We start from the raw sequence: 17,467 nt of genomic DNA, 5'->3' as shown, positions 1-17,467 counted from the left end.
GTGAGGCGGCGTGTAAGCGCCGCTCCGAACTTATTTGCTTGCGCATGGCGCCGTCGACGAAGCGCTAACTAACACGCGTCGCATCGGGCTGGTTGTTGCTGCTGCTTCGCCGGCACGGGCTTCTCGCTTTTTAGTCTTCTCGACGCGCTGGCCGAAATCACGAAACTGAGCGCGGCAAGCACCCATACGCCGACTCCGCCGTAGACCATCACCCAGCCGAAGCCCTGCATCAACGCGGCATGCACGACGCTGCCCGACGGGTCGATTTGCGCCAACGCGGGCATCCCCGTTCTGACCGCTTCGACATCGCCCGCCGCAATCTTCTCCGCGAGTCTGCCGAGCGGCGCGGTGTCGAGCGTCGTCGGCAATCGCGTCTTCAGGTTAAAGAGAATCCCGCCGACCAGGATCGCACCCATCAACGCGATGTTGATCGCGAGCGTGATCATCCGCGCACTCATATCGATGCCCGATGCCATGCCGGCGCGTTCCGCGGGAACCGCCGCGGTCGTCGTATTGGTGACGGGCGTATTGGTGAGACCGAGGCCCGCGCCCGCGATCATGCAACCTGGCAACAGGGTCCATGCGTTGGCATGCGCGGCGCCGCTGCCGTAACGCATCAGCATGAAGCCGACGCCGATCGTAAACAGTCCGACAGGTATGGCGATGCCCGAGCCGTAACGCAGTGCGAGACGTTCGCCAAGCGGCGGAAACAGCAGCGTCGGCAGCGTATAGGCGAGCAACGCGAGTCCTGCGCTCACGCTGTCATAGCCGAGGCCGATCTGGAAGTAGATCGGCAGATAGATCATGAACGGCCAGAAGCTGAAGTTCATGCCCGCCGAGCCCATCAGTGCACCGGAAAACTGCGGAATCCTGAACACGGAAAAGTCGAACATGGGCCGCGCATTGAGTTTCTCGGCAAACAGAAAAGCCACGAAGGCGACCAGCGTCGCCGCGATGATGAAGAGCGCACGCGGATTGCTGAAACCAAGCGCCGGAACCTGCGTGATGAAATACACGAGCCCGAACACCGCCAGCGACAACGTGACGATGCCGGCAACGTCGAGTGTGTGCGCATGCGGGTCGCGCGATTCCTGCACGCCGCTGAAAACGAGCGCCAAGGTCACGACAGCGAGTAGCGCGTGCACCCAGAAGACCCATTGCCAACTCGACAACGCGACGATGGCCCCGCCGATGATCGGCCCAAAGCCGAGTCCGATACCGAAGATGATGCCCCACGCGCTGAATGCGCGAGCGCGTTCGGGGCCTTCGTTGAACTGATGCGATAGCACGGCCACCTGGCAGATCAGCATGGCGCCGCCGCTCGCGCCTTGCAGCAGGCGCGCGACGATCAGCGTCGGCACGCTCTGCGCGAGTCCGCAGATCAACGAGGTGATGCCGAACAACGCGATGCCGATCACGAAGATGCGTCGGCGGCCGAAGCGGTCCGCCAGCGTGCCGGTCGCCATCAGTACGGTGGTCACCGCGAGCGTGTAGGCGTTCATGATCCACTGCATGCTTTTGAAGTCGCCGTGCAGCACGCGTTCGAGCGTCGGCAGGATCACCGGCACGCTCGAGATTTCGAGGCCGAACATCAGCGACGCAAGGCATACCGCGCCCAACGCCAAAGTGTTTTTGCGGAGCGAGAGGAAAGCGGCGCGTTGCGGGGTCTCGTCGCTCGCAACGCTTCGTGCACGATGTGCTTCGCGCGAGATCGGTTGACGTCGAACTGCTACGTTCGCGCTGGGCCGTTCTGCACGCCGTGGCGGCGCGATCGGCTCTTGTGACATGGATATTCACCTCGTTAGTCGATGGGCTCGCCCACCATGGACTGTGTAATATAGGAGGAATTCAGGTCCCGATTGACGCATGGAAATCCCGGAAATGCGTCTCCATGGGAACCAATAGGGCGAACAGATGAGCGACATCCTCGACGGCGTGACGACGTTCGTACGCGTGGTGGAAACAGGCAGTTTTGCGCTCGCGGCGGAGCGGATGAACCTGACGCGCTCGGCGGTCGGCAAAGTGATCGTGCGGCTGGAGAAGCGGCTCGGCGTGCGCCTGCTCAATCGCACGACGCGCAGCCAGAGCCTCACCGAAGACGGCCAGGCTTACTACGACCGCTGCGTGCGCGCGCTGGCCGAACTCGAAGCCGCCGAAGCCGATCTCGACTCCGGGCGACGCGAGCCCCAAGGCCGTTTGCGCGTGAGCGTGCCGCAGGCTTTCGGTCACTACTGCGTGGCGCCTGTGCTGCTCGGACTTGCGCGCAAGCATCCGCAATTGAAGATCGACATTTCTATTACCGACCGCTTCGTCGACGTGATCGAAGAGGGTTTCGATCTCGTGGTGCGCGTGGGCCCGCTCGCCGACAGCATGAGCCTCGCCGCGCGCAAGCTCGGCATGCAGCATGCGAGTATCGGCGCCGCGCCGGCTTATCTCGCGCGTCATGGCACGCCGCGCAACGTGGAGGAATTACGCGGCCATGCGGTGATCGCCTACTTGCGAGCAGGATCGGCGCAGCCGTGGGACGTGGTCGATGTGAACGGGCAAATCCGCCGCGCGCAGGTTCAGCCGCAACTCGGTTTCGACGACATGAAGGGGATTGTCGATGCCGCTCTCGCCGGTTTCGGCCTCGCATGGCTGCCGAGTTGGCTATTGGCCCGTTATGAGAAAACAGGCGAGCTGGTGACGGTGATGGAGAATTGTTTCCGGCCTGCTCAGGAGATTCACCTGGTGTGGCCCAAGAGCCGCTATCTGCCGCTGAAAACGCGCTGTGCGATCGATGCGCTGGTTGCGGAGATTCCCGCCATGATCGGGGCACCCGCCGGGGGCGCCCCTCGTTCACGCGATGCTTAGAACTGCAGCGTTGCGCTGGCTACGGCAGTGCGCGTCGGCGACGGCGCCACGTAGTAGCCCCACGCCGTCGTCCAGTAACGGCGGTTGAACAGGTTGTTGATGCCCGCGCGGAACGTCACGTCTTTGCCGGCGATCTTCGTCTCATAGCGGCCGCTCAGATCGAACGTGGTGTATGCCGGCACGAACTGTGTGTTCTGCGCATCGACTGCCTGGTTGCCGACGTACTTGCCGCCGAACGCCAGCGTCAGCGGACGCAGATACGACGGGTTGTATTCGATGCGGCCCGTCACGGTGAAGCGCGGCGCGCCGTAGATGCGCTTGCCTTCCACGGTCGGGTCGTTGACGTCCATGGCCTTCGTATCGAGCCACATCACACCGCCCAGCACGCGCCATTCGCTCGTGACCGCAAGCCAGCCGCTCGCGTCGAGGCCTTGATAGCGTTTGGTGCCGTCCTGCACGAAGATATTGTCGACGTTCGTGTAGTTGTAACCCTGATCGACGCGGAACAGCGCGAGGTTGGCACCCCACTTGGCGTGATCGGTCTTGAAGCCGACTTCGTACTGCTTGCTGCGCAGCGGGCCGAAGGTGTCCGGGTAGTTGAGGTTGGTGTTCGACGCCGCGCCGCCCTGTTCCAGCGACTCCACGTAGCTCGCATACAGCGTGGAGTACGGATCGGTCTTGAACATCAGCGCGAAGGTCGGCGTGACCGGGTCCGCCTGGTATTGCGACGACACCGCGCCGCTCGGGTCGTACACGTGCTGCTGGTATTGCGTGTAGCGCACGCCGACCAGCGCCGACAGACGCGACGTGAGTTGCACGGTGTCGCTCGCGTACACGGCGGCTTGCGTGGTGCGCTGCTGACGGTACAGGTTCGAGCTGATGCTGACTTCGTCGTTGGTCAGCAAGGTGCTGGCGTACAGATTGCCGTTGCCGAGGAAGTAGCCTTCGTTCCACCCCGTGCTGTTGCTGTACTCACTGGTTTGCGTCAGGAAGCCCGCGCCCACCACCACGTCATGCTTGATGCTGCCAGTGTTGAAATGGCCTTGCACCATGCCGTCGACGTTCTGATAGAAGTAGCGCGTCAGGGCCGCATAGAGCGTGTTCGAGTAGTTGCCTGCGGGGTCGGTGACGAACAGGAAGCTGTCCGAATTAGTGCGGTTCTCCTTGGCGAAGCGGTACTTGATGCTCGCATGCCAGTTTTCGGAGATGCGGTAATCCAGGCCCGTGCCGAACGAGGCCATCTCGGTCTCGTAGTAGTTCTGCGGTTGCGTGAGCGCGTGGGTGACTTTGCTCGCGTCGGGAATGCCGCCGGCGTCGGCGCCGAACATCAGGCCGAACAGCGTGCCGTTGGTTCTGCGCTTCTGGTAGAACGCGTCGGCGCTCCAGGTCAGATCCGGCGTGATGCGGAAGTCGAATGCGAGCGACGCGACCTGGCGGCGCACGTGGCCGTGGTCTTCGGCGGTGTTGCCGTTTTCGTTGGCGAGGTTCAGGCGATAGCCGAAACGGTCGTCATTGCCGAAGCGGCCGCCCAGATCCACCGCCTCGCTGAACACGCCGGCCGACTTGTAGCCGACCGAGACGCTGCGGTACGGCGTGTCGGTGGGGCGCTTCAACACGTAGTTCACGATGCCGCCCGGCGAGCCGAAGCCGTACATGAAGCCCGACAGGCCCTTGAGCAATTCGACCTGCTCGAACGGCTCCAGTGAGAGGTCGGTATCCCACGACGGGAAAGTCTGGCCGTCCACCTTGATGCTGTTCAGCGTGTCGATCGGCATGCCGCGCACGGTGAACATCGAGTTTTCGCTGACACCGTTGTCGCTGATCACCGAGACCGCCGGATCGTACTTGTACAGGTCATTGGCGGTCGTCGCGAACAGGTCCTGCGCTTCGTCGCTCGTCACGACGTGGGTCGAGAACGGCGTGTCCACCTGCTTGCGCGAACCCAGCGCGCCCGCGCTGATTGTGTCGGCCTGCGCCACGGTAGTGTCTTTCGACGCCGAGACGCTCACGGCTGGCAGCGTCGCGCTGGCGTCGCTGGCCGCGACCTGCGCCCAGCCCGAAGTCGACAGCGTGGAGAGCGTCAAACCGACGCTGGCCAGAAGCCCCGCGCTCAGCAGCGAGGGAGTGCGGCGTTGGCCGCGCACAAACGCCGGTTTGCCGGCGACAAAGAATATCTGCATGTTGTTCGAATTGGACAGAGTGACGCCTGTCACGCACCCGGAAAAGTGCGAAACGGCCTCAGCGACAGCGAGTGGTTGGAGTAATCGAAATGTAAGAACACAGGTGCGTTTAAATGGTAATGCATCTGATTCGCATTAACAATATATTTGTTGCGAGTTCTGAGTCATCTATAAGACATCTGTCATAAGACGATGCTAAATCGGCCCAAAGCCTTGTCTGGCGGGGCTCGACCCTCTTGGTGGCGTTTCCGGGATATGTTTGTTTAGCAGCGAGTAGAGGAAAACACGCATATACTCACGGCTTGGCCGTAGAAAGTAGTGCCGTGCGTCGCGCCGCAATGTTGTTTTGCCGCAACGTGCTGGTCGGCACCGCCGAACGCTCTGTCTAACACTTCACCTAGCAAAGCACCGAACATGTCCACACCGCCGAAGATCATCTACACCCTGACCGACGAAGCGCCTGCTCTGGCGACTTACTCGCTGCTGCCGATCGTGAAGGCGTTCACGCGCTCGTCCGACGTGATCGTCGAAACGCGCGATATTTCGCTTGCCGGCCGGATCATCGCTGCATTCCCCGATTACCTGAGCGCGGAACAGAAGGGTCCCGACGATCTGGCGGAACTGGGTGGACTCAGCACGCGTCCGGAAGCGAACGTCGTCAAGCTGCCGAACATCAGCGCGTCGGTGCCGCAACTGAAGGCCGCGATCAGCGAACTGCGCGATCAGGGTTACAAGCTCCCGGCGTATCCGGACGTCGCGAATACCGACGCCGAAAAAGACGTCAAGGCGCGCTACGACAAGATCAAGGGCAGCGCCGTCAACCCGGTGCTGCGCGAAGGCAATTCGGACCGCCGCGCGCCGCTGTCGGTCAAGAACTACGCACGCAAGCATCCGCACAAGATGGGCGCGTGGAGCGCGGACTCGAAGTCGCACGTCGCACACATGAGCGGCGGCGATTTCTACGGCAGCGAAAAGTCGGCGCTGATCGGCGCAGCCGGTTCGGTGAAAATCGAACTGACGGCAGCGGACGGCTCGAAGACGGTGCTCAAAGAAAAGACGGCCGTGCAAGCGGGCGAGATCATCGACGCTTCGGTGTTGTCGAAGAACGCGCTGCGCAGCTTCATCGAAGCGGAAATCGCGGACGCGAAGGCGAAGGGCGTGCTGTTCTCGGTGCACCTGAAGGCCACCATGATGAAGGTGTCGGATCCGATCATCTTCGGTCACGTGGTGTCGGTGTTCTACAAAGACGTGCTGAGCAAGCACGCCGACGCGTTGGCGCAAGCCGGCTTCAACCCGAACAACGGTATCGGCGATCTGTACGCGCGCCTGAAAGATCTGCCGGCTGAAACGGTTGCCGCGATCGAAGCCGACATCAAGGCGCAATACGAACAGCGTCCGCAACTGGCCATGGTCAATTCGGACAAGGGCATTACCAGCCTGCACGTGCCGAGCGACGTGATCGTCGACGCGTCCATGCCGGCCATGATCCGCGAGTCGGGCAAGATGTGGGGCGCGGACGGCGCGCTGCACGACGCCAAGGCGGTGATTCCGGACCGCTGCTACGCGGACGTGTATCAGGCGGTGATCGAAGACTGCAAGAAGCACGGCGCGTTCGATCCGGTCACGATGGGCACTGTGCCCAACGTCGGCCTGATGGCGCAAGCGGCTGAAGAATACGGCTCACACGACAAAACCTTCCAAATCCCGGCAAACGGCGTGGTTCGCGTGACGGACGCGGCCGGCACGGTGCTGATCGAACACCAGGTGGAAGCAGGCGACATCTGGCGCATGTGCCAGACCAAGGACGCGCCGGTTCAGGACTGGGTCAAGCTCGCGGTCAACCGCGCCCGCGCCACCAACACGCCGGCCGTGTTCTGGCTCGACGCGGCTCGCGCGCACGACGCTCAGATCATCAAGAAGGTCGAGCAATACCTGAAGAACCACGACACCACCGGTCTGGACATTCGCGTCATGACGCCGGTCGAGGCGACCAGGTTCTCGATCGAGCGTATTCGCGCCGGCAAGGACACGATTTCGGTCACCGGCAACGTGCTGCGTGACTACCTGACCGACCTGTTCCCGATCATGGAACTGGGCACGAGCGCGAAGATGCTGTCGATCGTCCCGCTGATGGCCGGTGGCGGCATGTTCGAAACCGGCGCGGGCGGTTCGGCGCCGAAGCACGTTCAGCAACTGGTCGAAGAAGGTTTCCTGCGTTGGGACTCGCTGGGTGAATTCCTGGCGTTGGCCGCGTCGCTCGAACATCTGAGCAGCGCGTATCACAACCCGAAGGCGCAGGTTCTGGCCAAGACGCTGGATCAGGCAACTGGCAAGTTCCTCGACAACGACAAGTCGCCGGCGCGCAAGGTTGGCGGTATCGACAATCGTGGCAGCCACTTCTACCTCGCGCTGTACTGGGCGGAAGCACTGGCCGCGCAAACCGAAGACGCGGCGCTGCAGGCGCAGTTCGCCGGCGTGGCGAAGGCATTGGCTGAGAACGAGGCGAAGATTGTCGAAGAACTGGCTGCGGCACAGGGCAAGCCGGTGGATATTGGCGGTTACTATCGTCCGAATGTCGAACTGACGAGCAAGGCCATGCGTCCGAGCGCCACGCTCAACAAGATCGTGGATGCGATTGCTTAAGGCACTGAGGCCGTAAGCTGCAAAGAAGCAAGCGGTAAACATGACGATGGCGCTTTCGAGCGCCATCGTCGTTTCTACGCCGACGTGGACAATGGCCATGCAGGCCATCACACGTGAACGATTTCCCAGTCGCTGAGTTTCTCGGGAATCTCGAGCGTCGACGTGTCATCGGCTTCCGAGAGATGCGGGCAGATCAAGCCGCGCGCGAGGTCGTCCGCTGCCTGTTGCGGGCTGGCAAATTCACCGAGCGTTTCATTGCCGTAGGTCGCCTCCCAACCGTCCTGGCCCGGCAAAATATAGAAAGCACCCTGATTCGAACCGAAGCGAAAGCCTTTCATTTTTAGTCTCCCAAGTACCATTTAAAAACCGCGGTGCCGTGGCGGCTTCGTTCCAGAGGTTGGGATTCTTCAGACAGTGTTTCGTCTCTTCCCACTCCGCTCGACTACTGAAGCGCCGGCTCTTGTAAAAGAGTCTACGTCAGCATGCAGCGGCGCAAGTGGCTGTTAGATGCTTCGTTCCATCAAAAATTATTGTTTATAAATAACGGATTATCTCTACTGTTTCACGATATGCAACGTGGGGCGACATTGCGAAATGCCGAATTTGTGCCACGCACCACGATTTTTTACGAAGCGCGCGATCGTTCCGCATCGTGAAATATTGAGGGTTTTGAGCGACGCTTGCACCGAAGCGCGGCAGCCGGGAGACGCGGAGAGCGCCGCCGTCTTGTTCAATGTGCAATCCGGCGCAGGAAGTCCAGCACCACGCGATTGAATTGCGCGGGCCTTTGCAGCGGCGCGAAATGGCTCACGCCGGGCAGCAGGATCAACTCCGCGCCCGGAATGCTGCGCGCGAGATAGTCGGCGTGTTCCGGCCTGATGAACTCGTCGTGCTCGCTCTGCACGATCGCGACCGGCACGCGAATCTTTGTCAGATCGTCGGCGGAATAGTTGGGCTCGGTTTTCATCATCGCGCTGACCGCGCCGACAAACGCTTCGAACTCGCGCGGTGTCGCCGATAGCTGCGCGTAGTCTTTGGCATGGCGGCTGAAGCAGCGCTCGATCGCGGGCGTGGGTACAAACGGTTTGGTGCCGCTCGGATCCATATTGCAGCCGAAGAAGAACACGCCCGCTACGCGCTCAGGGGCGGTGGCACCCACCACCATCGCGACGCAGGCGCCGTCGCTCCAGCCCACCAGCGCGGCGCGTTCGAGTTGCAGCGTATCCATGACGGCCAGCAGGTCGGACGCCATCAGTTCGTAGTGGTAGGGCCGCGCGTCGCGGGTGCTGCGGCCGTGGCCGCGGCTGTCGACGACCACCACGCGATGCCCCGCGTCGAGCAGCGCCGGAACCTGATAGCCCCAATTGCCGCTGTGTCCGAGACCGCCGTGCAGCAGGATCACCGGCGCGCCTGCGCCATACGATGCGTACCAGATTCGCGCGCCTTCGTGCTCGACGTAGCCTTCGTCGCTCGGGACCGGCCGCGGCGCAGCGCCGTGGGCTTCGAAGCGTTCGAGGTCGTCGTCGTGAGGGTGGGTGGAGGGTTCCATTGCCGTTGTCTCCGCTGTGTCGACCGGAGTTGGCGCTTTTAGCGCGCTACTCCGGTCCTTGCAACATGCTGCGTTGTGATTCGCTAGGTTGCCAGCGTTGCCATCAGAAGATCAACAGACCTACGACATTCTGCATTCGGGCGGTGTGGGCACATCTTCCTTCGTCCCCACACGGCTCTTTCTAGTGACGCGTCTGTCCGAGCCCGGTCTGTGCCGCCGGATTGCCGCCAGTCGCGCCCACTGCGAGCTTTCTGCCCGGCGCGGGGAACACCACCAGCATCAACACGACGCCCGCGAGCAAAACAACAGCCAGTCCGATCAATCCATATTGCGCGCTGCCGGTCTGCGTCTTGACCCAGCCGACGAACGCCGGACTCACGAATCCGCCGGTGCCGCCGAGACTCGTGATCATCGCAATACCGCCCGCCGCCGACGAGCGCGGCAGGAAGGTCTGCGGAATCGTCCAGAACACCACGAACGACCCATACGACGCCGCTGCGGCAAGCGCCAGCAGCCCGACGCCGAGCGTGACGTTATGGCCGGCGGCGGGCAACAAGGCAAACGCCAGCGCGGTCACGCAGGCGCTCACCGCGACGTGCCAGCGCCGCTCCATGGTCCGGTCCGAGCTGGCGCCCACCACGTAGGTCCCTAGCGCCGCCGCGATGAACACCAGCGCCGACAACAGGCCCACGTCCAGCACGTTGGCGACGCCCAGATCGCGGATGATGGTGGGCGCCCAGAAACCGATCGCGTTGAACGGCATCATCACCGCGAAGTAGACGAGCGCCGCGAGATAAACGTGCGGGTTGGCGAGCGCGCCGCGCAGTCCGTCGAGATGGCCGGTCTGTTTCGCCTTTTCGTCGGCGGCGAGTTCACGTGAGACCAGCGCTTTCTCATGCTCGTCGAGCCAGCTCACATCGTCCGGCTTGTCGCCGAGCAGGAGGAAGGCGACGATGCCGAGCGTCACCGCCGGCACGCCTTCGAGCAGGAACAGCCACTGCCAGCCGGGTAAGCCGCCCACGCCGGCCAGCCGCGTCATGATGAACCCCGACATCGGGCCGCCGACAATCCCGGCCACCGCCGTCGCCATCATCAGGAAGGCGGTGACGCGAGCGCGCCGCGCGCCCGGAAACCAGCAGCTCAGATAGAAGATGATGCCGGGGAAGAAGCCCGCTTCAGCCACGCCGAGCAGGAAGCGCATGGCGTAGAACTGCGTCGGCGTGCGCACGAACATCATCAGACTCGACACCAGCCCCCACGCGAACATGATGCGTAAAAGCGTGCGGCGTGCGCCGATACGCTGCATCCACAGATTGCTCGGCACTTCAAAGAGCACGTAGCCGATGAAGAAAAGGCCCGCGCCCAGACCATATGTCGACTCCGAAAAACCGAGGTCGTGCATGAACTGAAGCTTGGCGAAGCTGATGTTGACGCGGTCGATATAGCTGATCACGTAGCAGAGAAACAGCAACGGAATCAGCCGGAAAAAGATCTTGCGATAAGTGCGTTCGACGTCGACGGACGTGTTGTCGCCGGATGTCGATGCGTCTGAATGCGAATAGCCGTGCATGATGGTCTCGCGCGAAAAATGCCAACTGCGGTGAGCGTCGCCGTGTCTGTCGTTACGTGCTGCCACATGTCTCGCAACAGCGTTGCGCGTCATGCGGCGGCCCGGCGGCGCCCGATCTCAAAGCGGCCCGGCGCCGCTGCACTATCCGTCCACCACGGCCGGCGCGCAATGCTCGCTTTCGTGCATGGCGCCGGTGCGGTCCGCAGCGTCGTTCGAGTCAGCAGCGCGCGGCAGCAGGCGCGCCAAAGCGTCGCCGGCGCGCACGCCTTTGCCCGCGGGCAGCACGAAGAGCGGATTGATATCCAGTTCACGCAGGCTCGCCTGCTGATCGAGCGCCATCGTGGATAGCGCGACGATGGTCTCCACGAGCGCCTCGATATCGCCGGGCGGCTTGCCGCGCACACCGTCGAGCATCGCGAACGAGCGCAGCTCGCGAATCATCGCGTGAGCGTCCGCATGGGTGACCGGTGCGAGCCGGAAGCTCACGTCCTTCAGCACTTCGGCATAGATACCGCCGAGCCCGCACATGACCGCCGGTCCGAACGACGCGTCGTTTTCGATACCGACGATCATCTCGATCGCATCGCGGATTTCCTCCTGCACCAGCACGCCCTCGATCCTCGCGTGCGGCACATGACGGTGAGCGTTCCCGACGATTTCGTCGAAGGCGGCGGCCAGCGTCGCTTCATCGCGGATACCGACCCGCACGGCACCGGCTTCGGTCTTATGCGCGATGTCCGGCGACTGCACCTTGATGACCAGTGGAAAACCGATTGCCCGCGCCAGCGCGCATGCTTCGTCACGATTCTGCGCGAGCCCGCTTTTCGGGACATTGATGCCGTAGTCGCGCAGCAGCGCTTGCGAAGCGTGTTCGGTCAGATTCAGGTCGCCATGCTTGCCCTGACTATCGACCAGCAACGCATGCGCGTGCGCGACGTCGTAGCGACGCAAAGCTCGCGGCATCGGATCGCGCGCCTCTGCCCGCGCGCGACGCGCCTGCGCATGATCGGACAACGCGGCGAAAGCGCGTCCGCAACGCACCGGCGTCGCGTACAGAGGCACACCGTGCGCCTCGATCGTCTCGTACGCTTCGCGGGCCATGTCGCGGCGCGCATTCCAGGCGAGCATCAGCGGCTTGTCGATGCTGCCGTAGACGCGCACGATCGCCGTGGCCATCGCCTGCGCGACTTCGCCGCTCGCTGCCGCGGCCATGATCGCGATGGCGTCGATATTCGAATCGTCGGCGATGATCTGCAAGGCGTCCGCGAAAATTTTCGGCTCCGCGAGGATGCCCGCGGTCAGGTCGATTGGATTGTTCAGCGAGGCGAACGCGGGCACGATCGGCTTCAGGCGCTCGAGCGTCGCTGCCGACAACGCGGGCACCGACATGCCGCGCTCAGCGCAGGCGTCGGTGATGAGAATGCCGGCGCCGCCCGAGAGCGTGACGACCGCGATCCGCTTGCCGCGCGGCAGGCGTCCGGCTTCGAACGCGCGGGCGTAGTCGCCGAGGTCGGCGACGTCGCTCACTTCGATCACCCCCGTCTGACGGAAGGCCGTGCGATACAGCGCCGAGGCGCCGCCCAGATTCGCCGTATGCGACGCGGCGGCCTTGGCGCCGTCGGCGGTGTTGCCGACCTTCCAGGCGAGCAGTGGTTTGCCCGCGTCGAGCGCGCGGTTCGCCACGCCGACCAGCCGTCCCGCGTCTTTCAGACCTTCGATGTACGTCGCGATCAGCGAGGTGTGCGGATCGGCGATGCACGCGTCGACGAGATCGAGCAGGCTGACATCGGCCTCGTTGCCAGTCGTGATGAAGTGCCGCAAGCCGATGCCCAGTTCGTCGGCCATGAGAAGCAGCGCGCAACCGAAGCCGCCGCTTTGCGAAATCAGCGACAGGCCGCCGCGCCGATAAGCGACGCCGAAGGGCGCGCCGAATCCGGCGTAGACATTTGCGCCCGTACTGACGAAACCCTGACAGTTCGGTCCGATCACGCGAATGCCGTGAGCCTTCGCGATGTCCGCGCATTCACGCTGCAGCGCGGCACCCGCTTCGCCGGCTTCGGCGAAACCCGAGCTATAGACGATGGCAAAGCCCACACCTTTTTCGCCGCACTGACGCAGCATGTCCGGAACGCGGCGCGCGGCGACGAGGATCAGCGCGAGATCGGGCGTGGACGGCAAAGCGGCGATGCTGTCATGGCACGCGACGCCGTCGATCCGCGCATATTTTGGATTCACCGGATAGAGCGTGCCCTGGTAACCGTGCTGCATAAGAAAGCGCATCGGCTGGCCGCTGATCGACTTCGGATCGTTCGACGCGCCAATGATCGCAATGGAGCGTGGCTCGACAAGTCGGCCGATATCGAGCGCGCCGGCGTCATGGGTTGCTGGGTTCATGGCGGTCCTCATGCTGCACACGCGGCGTCGGCGCGAACTTTCGCCTGATCTCGCTCGGCGGCGCGCCGCAGCGTGATCTTCGCGATGTTCAATTGATGAATCTGCGTGGTGCCTTCATAGATGCGAAAGGCGCGGACGTCGCGGTAAAACCTTTCGACCGCGTTGCCCGCCAGATAGCCGCGTCCCCCGAGCATCTGCACCGCGCGATCCGCGACGCGGCCGCACATTTCCGAGGCGAACATCTTGCACATCGACGCCTCCAGCGCGACATCCTCGCCGGCATCGCGCTTGCGCGCGGTTTCGAGGATCATCGAGCGCGCGGCGTAAATTTCAGTCTGACATTCGGCGATCAGCGCCTGCACGAGCTGGAATTCGGCCACGGGCTTGCCGAACTGCTCGCGCCGCGAAGTGTAGGCGAGCGCTTCTTCGAGCATGCGCATGGCCGGTCCTGTGCATAGTGCGGCGAGGTGGATGCGCTGTTTGTTCAGCACCTTCATCGCGGTGCGGAAACCCATGCCTTCCTTGCCGCCGATCAGATTGGCTGCCGGCACGCGGCATCCTTCGAACACGACGTCGCCGACCGGCGAGCCCGCCTGGCCCATCTTGTCGTATGGCGCACTGGTGGAAAGACCCGGGGTGCCACGCTCGACGAGAAACGCGGAAATGCCGCCCGCGCCTGGCGTGGCCGGCTCGGTTCGCGCCATCACGGTGAAGAGATCGGCAATCGGCGCATTGGTGATGAAGCACTTGCTGCCGTCGAGAATGTAATGATCTCCGTCGCTCCGCGCCGTGGTGCGCAATGCCGTGGCGTCCGAGCCTGCATCCGGCTCGGTCAGCGCGAAAGCGCCGGTGAACTCGCCGGACGCGAGCCGCGGCAGATAGCGCTGTTTCTGCGTGTCCGTGCCGTCGGCGACCAGTGCTTCTGAACCGATGCCGGTGTTGGTGCCCACCCGAGCGCGAAATGCCACCGACGCCTGCGAAAGCTCAAACGCGCCGCGCACCAACTGCTCGGTCGACAGCCCGGCGCCGCCGAAATCGCGCGGAATGCTCCAGCCGAAATAGCCGAGCTCGCGCATGCGTTGAACGAGGTCGGCCGGTACGGCGTCCGCCTGTTCGATTTCGTTTTCACGCGGGATTGCTTCGTCGCGGACGAACTTTGCGACGCCCGCGAGCATTGCGTCGAAGTGTGAGGAATGGCTGGTCATGCTTGTCTCCGTCATGTGAGTCGCTTGTCTAGGTCGATTTGTGACTTCACTATCGAAGATTTACCGGCAGTCGGAGCGATTTGTTCGACTATGCAGAACAGAGTTTGGATATGCAGAACGCGGAGCGCAGAATAGGCCATCACGGAGAAGAGAGAGCAACAGCGATGGCAGCCAACAGCAAGCAGTCCGATGCGGCGGCGCTCACCGGCGATTACCTGGATTCGAAAGCTCGCTACGTGCCGGACGAATTCGACGGCGACCGCCAGTTCGCCACCACGCTGGCGCGCGGCCTCGACATCCTGCATTGCTTCACGCCGCGCGAATCGCAACTCGGCAATGCCGAATTGGCGGCGCGCACCGGCATGACCAAGGCGACGATTTCACGCTTTACCTACACGCTCACGCGACTCGGCTATTTGCGCGTCAATCGGATGAATAACAAGTTTCAGCTCGGCTCGGCCGTGTTGTCGCTGAGTTATCCGTTGCTTGCGAGCATGAGCGTGCGCCAGATCGCGCGGCCGTCGATGAAGGAGCTGGCGGATCAGATTCGCGGTTCAGTTTCGCTCGGCATGCGTGACCGGCTCAACGTCGTGTATCTGGAAAGCAGCCGCAGCAGTACGCCGCTTGGAATGCCGGCGGATATCGGGCTGAGCTATCCGATCGTGCGAACGGCGATGGGCCGCGCGCTGCTTGCGGCGCTGCCCGCTGAGCGGCGCGAGGCGCTGTGCAATGAAATCGCGGTGAAGTCGCCGCATGAATGGAGCACCTTCCGCGAGCGCGTACTGAGCGCAATCGACTATTTCTACGAGCGCGGCTTTTGCGTGTCCTACGGCGACCTGCGTCGCGAGATCCATGCCGTCGCCGTGCCGATGAAGCCGTCAGCCGATGGCGAGATTCTCGTTTTCAATTGCGGCGTGCCTTCTTATCTGCTGAAGGATAATCAACTGGAAGGCGATATCGGGCCGCGGCTCGTTTCGATGGTGCGCAGTGTGGAAGGGGCGATGGGAATTTACTGAAAAGGATGAAACCCGGCACGCAGGCCGGGTTTCATTTTTATCGCGCTGTTGTCACCGCATGGCGGATCGAGCGTCATTCACAAGCGGGACGACCGTCACTTAACTCGAAACATAAGCCACATACGGCCCCGTCCCGCCCCCCGACGATGCACGCCCCGAAATGCCGTAATACACATGACGGCCATAAAAGAACGGCAGACCGAAGTCGAACTGCCGGGTCATGTAGATCCCGAGATTATTGAACGCGTTATTCCCCGATGAAGTCAGCGTCGCGCCGTTGGCAATATTGAAGCCGAGCGACACGCTCGCCGGATTGGTCCCGACCAGCGTCGAGGTACGGCCCACGGTTGCGGTCGGAATGTAATAGCCGGACGACGTGTCGCGAGGGATCGTCGTGTCCGGAAAGAACATCACCGTCGAGCCCGAATCGAAGAACGTCTGCGTGAACGTGGTGCCGCCATATGACGACGTGAAGTCGCCGTTCAGATCCGTTCGGAAAATCGGCGCGCCCGTGCCGTTCAGCACGTTATTGGCCTGCGTGTCGATGCCGAACACGAGCGTGCCTTGAGCGGTCGCGCTACCGCTGTCGGACACCTGCGCCATTTCCAGAATCACACCGTTGTTATCTTGCGCGAACCGTGCGACCGGATTGCTGATCTGCTTGGAGACCGGCACCGAGACCGCGTTGCCCGCATTGGTGTAATAGAACTGCGAGAGCACCGTCAGCGCACACTGCGAGCCGCAGTCCACCGGGCTCACGCCGATGCCGAGAATGCCGTTCGCGCCGAGATCGGACGCGGCGGCGAGCGGCCGGCCCACCTGGCACTCGCTCGGCGCGGCAATGGTCAGCGCCGAATCGCCGATCACCTGGATCGGCACCGAAGCGGCAACCTCGCTCGACAGCCCGATGTCCGCGAGATGCACCGAACCCCATGCATAACCGCTGCCGAACAGTGCGCATTCAGCAAGCGGCAGGCCGCTCGACTGATCCGTTTCGGCGGTGAGCGCGTTGAAGGTGGAGGTCGGGATTGCGGAGCGCACCACACGCAGCCCGAACGAAGCCGTATCGACGATCACATTGGGAATCGTCGTGCAACTCGTGCTCGCGTTGGAGCCGGGGGCGCAGAGCTTGACGCTGACCATCGGCTGGTTGTGAATGCCCGTTCCGCTTACCGTCACCAACATCGTGTTGCCGGGACCGACGGGTGTGGGCACGGCAGACGCATCGACGGCGAGCGCGTTGGAGCTCGAGTCGCCGGTCGAAGGGTTGGACGTCGTGCCGCCGGGCCCCGTCGGCGCACTGGCGGCAGCCGGTGCATTAGCCGGTGCATTAGCCGTCGAGTTGCTGCTGGAGCCGCCGCCACCCCCGCCGCAGCCGGCAAGACCTAACGCCAACCCGAGCCCGAGCCCCGCGGCAATAACCCTTGCGATTTTGCGCACTGTTGTTCTCTCTCTAATGATTTTAATGAGTTACTTGATATCGTCAGCGCTCACGCCTTGCGGCAGCGCTTGCGGTAAATAGGCGCGTCCCACGAAAGCGCCCATATGGCCGCCGGTCTCCACGACCAGCGCCGACTGATGCACGACGGCGGGCCCGTAGCCGCCGCCTTGCGTGGCGTGGGCGTCGGTGAGCGCCTGGACATACGACGGGAAGTAAGCGGCGAGCAGCGTCTTGAGCGGCGGCATGGTCGGGCCTTCCCAACTCAAGGCAAACACCGTATTGCCCGCGCTGATGTACTCGCTTACGACGGTGCCCGAGGGCAGCGTGGTCTGGCTCACGGTGTAAGCCGCCGAGGCCGCACTGCCGCTGGCGGCGAAGCGCGCCACTGCCGCGTTATTCTGGCCGGCCGCCCCTGCGCTCGCGCTGCTGGCCGTGACCGCATAGGTCGGTGCGGCGCCCAATGCGGCATACGCCGGAGCGGCCAGAGAGACGAGAGCGAACGACGCTGCGGCCACCGCGAGCATTCGAAATTGACTCGTTATCATTTTTCGCATTCAAAGTTTTGGAGAATACGCGAGAGCGGATTTACCCTCGAGCTCGCACGCAGCCGATACTA

Annotated in this window: 12 protein-coding genes; 3 read left to right on the top strand and 9 right to left on the bottom strand. The window is 63.0% G+C overall.

All coding sequences use genetic code 11. The features are described 5' to 3' along the window. Positions 1 to 68: 68 nt before the first annotated feature. Positions 69 to 1,787 (bottom strand): MFS transporter, encoded by a 1,719-nt coding sequence (locus B0G71_RS29670; RefSeq protein WP_258875692.1) that lies wholly within the window; start codon positions 1,785 to 1,787, stop codon positions 69 to 71. Between the two features lie 127 nt (positions 1,788 to 1,914). On the opposite strand from B0G71_RS29670, the gene B0G71_RS29665 reads away from it, so the two are divergent. Continuing rightward, positions 1,915 to 2,853 (top strand): LysR family transcriptional regulator, encoded by a 939-nt coding sequence (locus B0G71_RS29665; protein WP_116146249.1) that lies wholly within the window; start codon positions 1,915 to 1,917, stop codon positions 2,851 to 2,853. Here the strand turns inward: B0G71_RS29665 and B0G71_RS29660 are convergent. Next, the gene (locus tag B0G71_RS29660) at positions 2,850 to 5,033 is read right to left on the bottom strand and encodes a TonB-dependent siderophore receptor (RefSeq protein ID WP_116146247.1); all 2,184 of its coding nucleotides are present in this window, start codon (positions 5,031 to 5,033) and stop codon (positions 2,850 to 2,852) included. The two genes, B0G71_RS29665 and B0G71_RS29660, sit on opposite strands and share 4 nt — an antisense overlap. A 414-nt stretch (positions 5,034 to 5,447) precedes the next feature. On the opposite strand from B0G71_RS29660, the gene B0G71_RS29655 reads away from it, so the two are divergent. Further along, a complete protein-coding gene (locus tag B0G71_RS29655) occupies positions 5,448 to 7,676 on the top strand; it encodes an NADP-dependent isocitrate dehydrogenase (protein WP_116146246.1) in 2,229 nt (742 codons plus the stop codon). Between the two features lie 107 nt (positions 7,677 to 7,783). On the opposite strand, the gene B0G71_RS29650 is transcribed toward B0G71_RS29655, so the two are convergent. From B0G71_RS29650 to B0G71_RS29625, 5 genes are all read right to left on the bottom strand, one after another. Next, on the bottom strand, positions 7,784 to 8,014 hold the full coding sequence (locus B0G71_RS29650) for a hypothetical protein (protein ID WP_106278622.1): 231 nt from the start codon (positions 8,012 to 8,014) through the stop codon (positions 7,784 to 7,786). Positions 8,015 to 8,406: 392 nt separating this feature from the next. Continuing rightward, positions 8,407 to 9,225 carry an alpha/beta fold hydrolase gene (locus tag B0G71_RS29640; RefSeq protein ID WP_116146242.1) on the bottom strand — a complete coding sequence of 273 codons (819 nt, stop codon included), beginning with the start codon at positions 9,223 to 9,225 and terminating at the stop codon, positions 8,407 to 8,409. Between the two features lie 181 nt (positions 9,226 to 9,406). After that, the gene (locus B0G71_RS29635; protein ID WP_116146240.1) at positions 9,407 to 10,795 is read right to left on the bottom strand and encodes an MFS transporter; all 1,389 of its coding nucleotides are present in this window, start codon (positions 10,793 to 10,795) and stop codon (positions 9,407 to 9,409) included. Between the two features lie 141 nt (positions 10,796 to 10,936). After that, positions 10,937 to 13,189, bottom strand: a complete 2,253-nt coding sequence (locus B0G71_RS29630; RefSeq protein WP_116146239.1) for an acetate--CoA ligase family protein — start codon at positions 13,187 to 13,189, stop codon at positions 10,937 to 10,939. Positions 13,190 to 13,197: 8 nt separating this feature from the next. Next, positions 13,198 to 14,394, bottom strand: a complete 1,197-nt coding sequence (locus tag B0G71_RS29625) for an acyl-CoA dehydrogenase family protein (RefSeq protein WP_116146237.1) — start codon at positions 14,392 to 14,394, stop codon at positions 13,198 to 13,200. A gap of 164 nt (positions 14,395 to 14,558) precedes the next feature. On the opposite strand from B0G71_RS29625, the gene B0G71_RS29620 reads away from it, so the two are divergent. Continuing rightward, positions 14,559 to 15,410 carry an IclR family transcriptional regulator gene (locus B0G71_RS29620; protein WP_181916845.1) on the top strand — a complete coding sequence of 284 codons (852 nt, stop codon included), beginning with the start codon at positions 14,559 to 14,561 and terminating at the stop codon, positions 15,408 to 15,410. 99 nt (positions 15,411 to 15,509) lie between these two features. Here B0G71_RS29620 and B0G71_RS29615 read toward each other — a convergent pair whose 3' ends face one another. Beyond that, positions 15,510 to 16,850 carry a DUF3443 domain-containing protein gene (locus tag B0G71_RS29615; RefSeq protein WP_116146235.1) on the bottom strand — a complete coding sequence of 447 codons (1,341 nt, stop codon included), beginning with the start codon at positions 16,848 to 16,850 and terminating at the stop codon, positions 15,510 to 15,512. Positions 16,851 to 16,880: 30 nt separating this feature from the next. Beyond that, positions 16,881 to 17,396, bottom strand: a complete 516-nt coding sequence (locus B0G71_RS29610; RefSeq protein WP_181916844.1) for a DUF2844 domain-containing protein — start codon at positions 17,394 to 17,396, stop codon at positions 16,881 to 16,883. Between the last annotated feature and the right edge of the window lie 71 nt (positions 17,397 to 17,467).

This window comes from Paraburkholderia sp. BL27I4N3 (genome assembly GCF_003386115.1).
In the GTDB taxonomy this organism is placed as follows: Bacteria; Pseudomonadota; Gammaproteobacteria; order Burkholderiales; family Burkholderiaceae; genus Paraburkholderia.
Note: the sequence above shows the minus strand (reverse complement) of the source record. Positions and strands in the feature narration are given on the sequence as shown.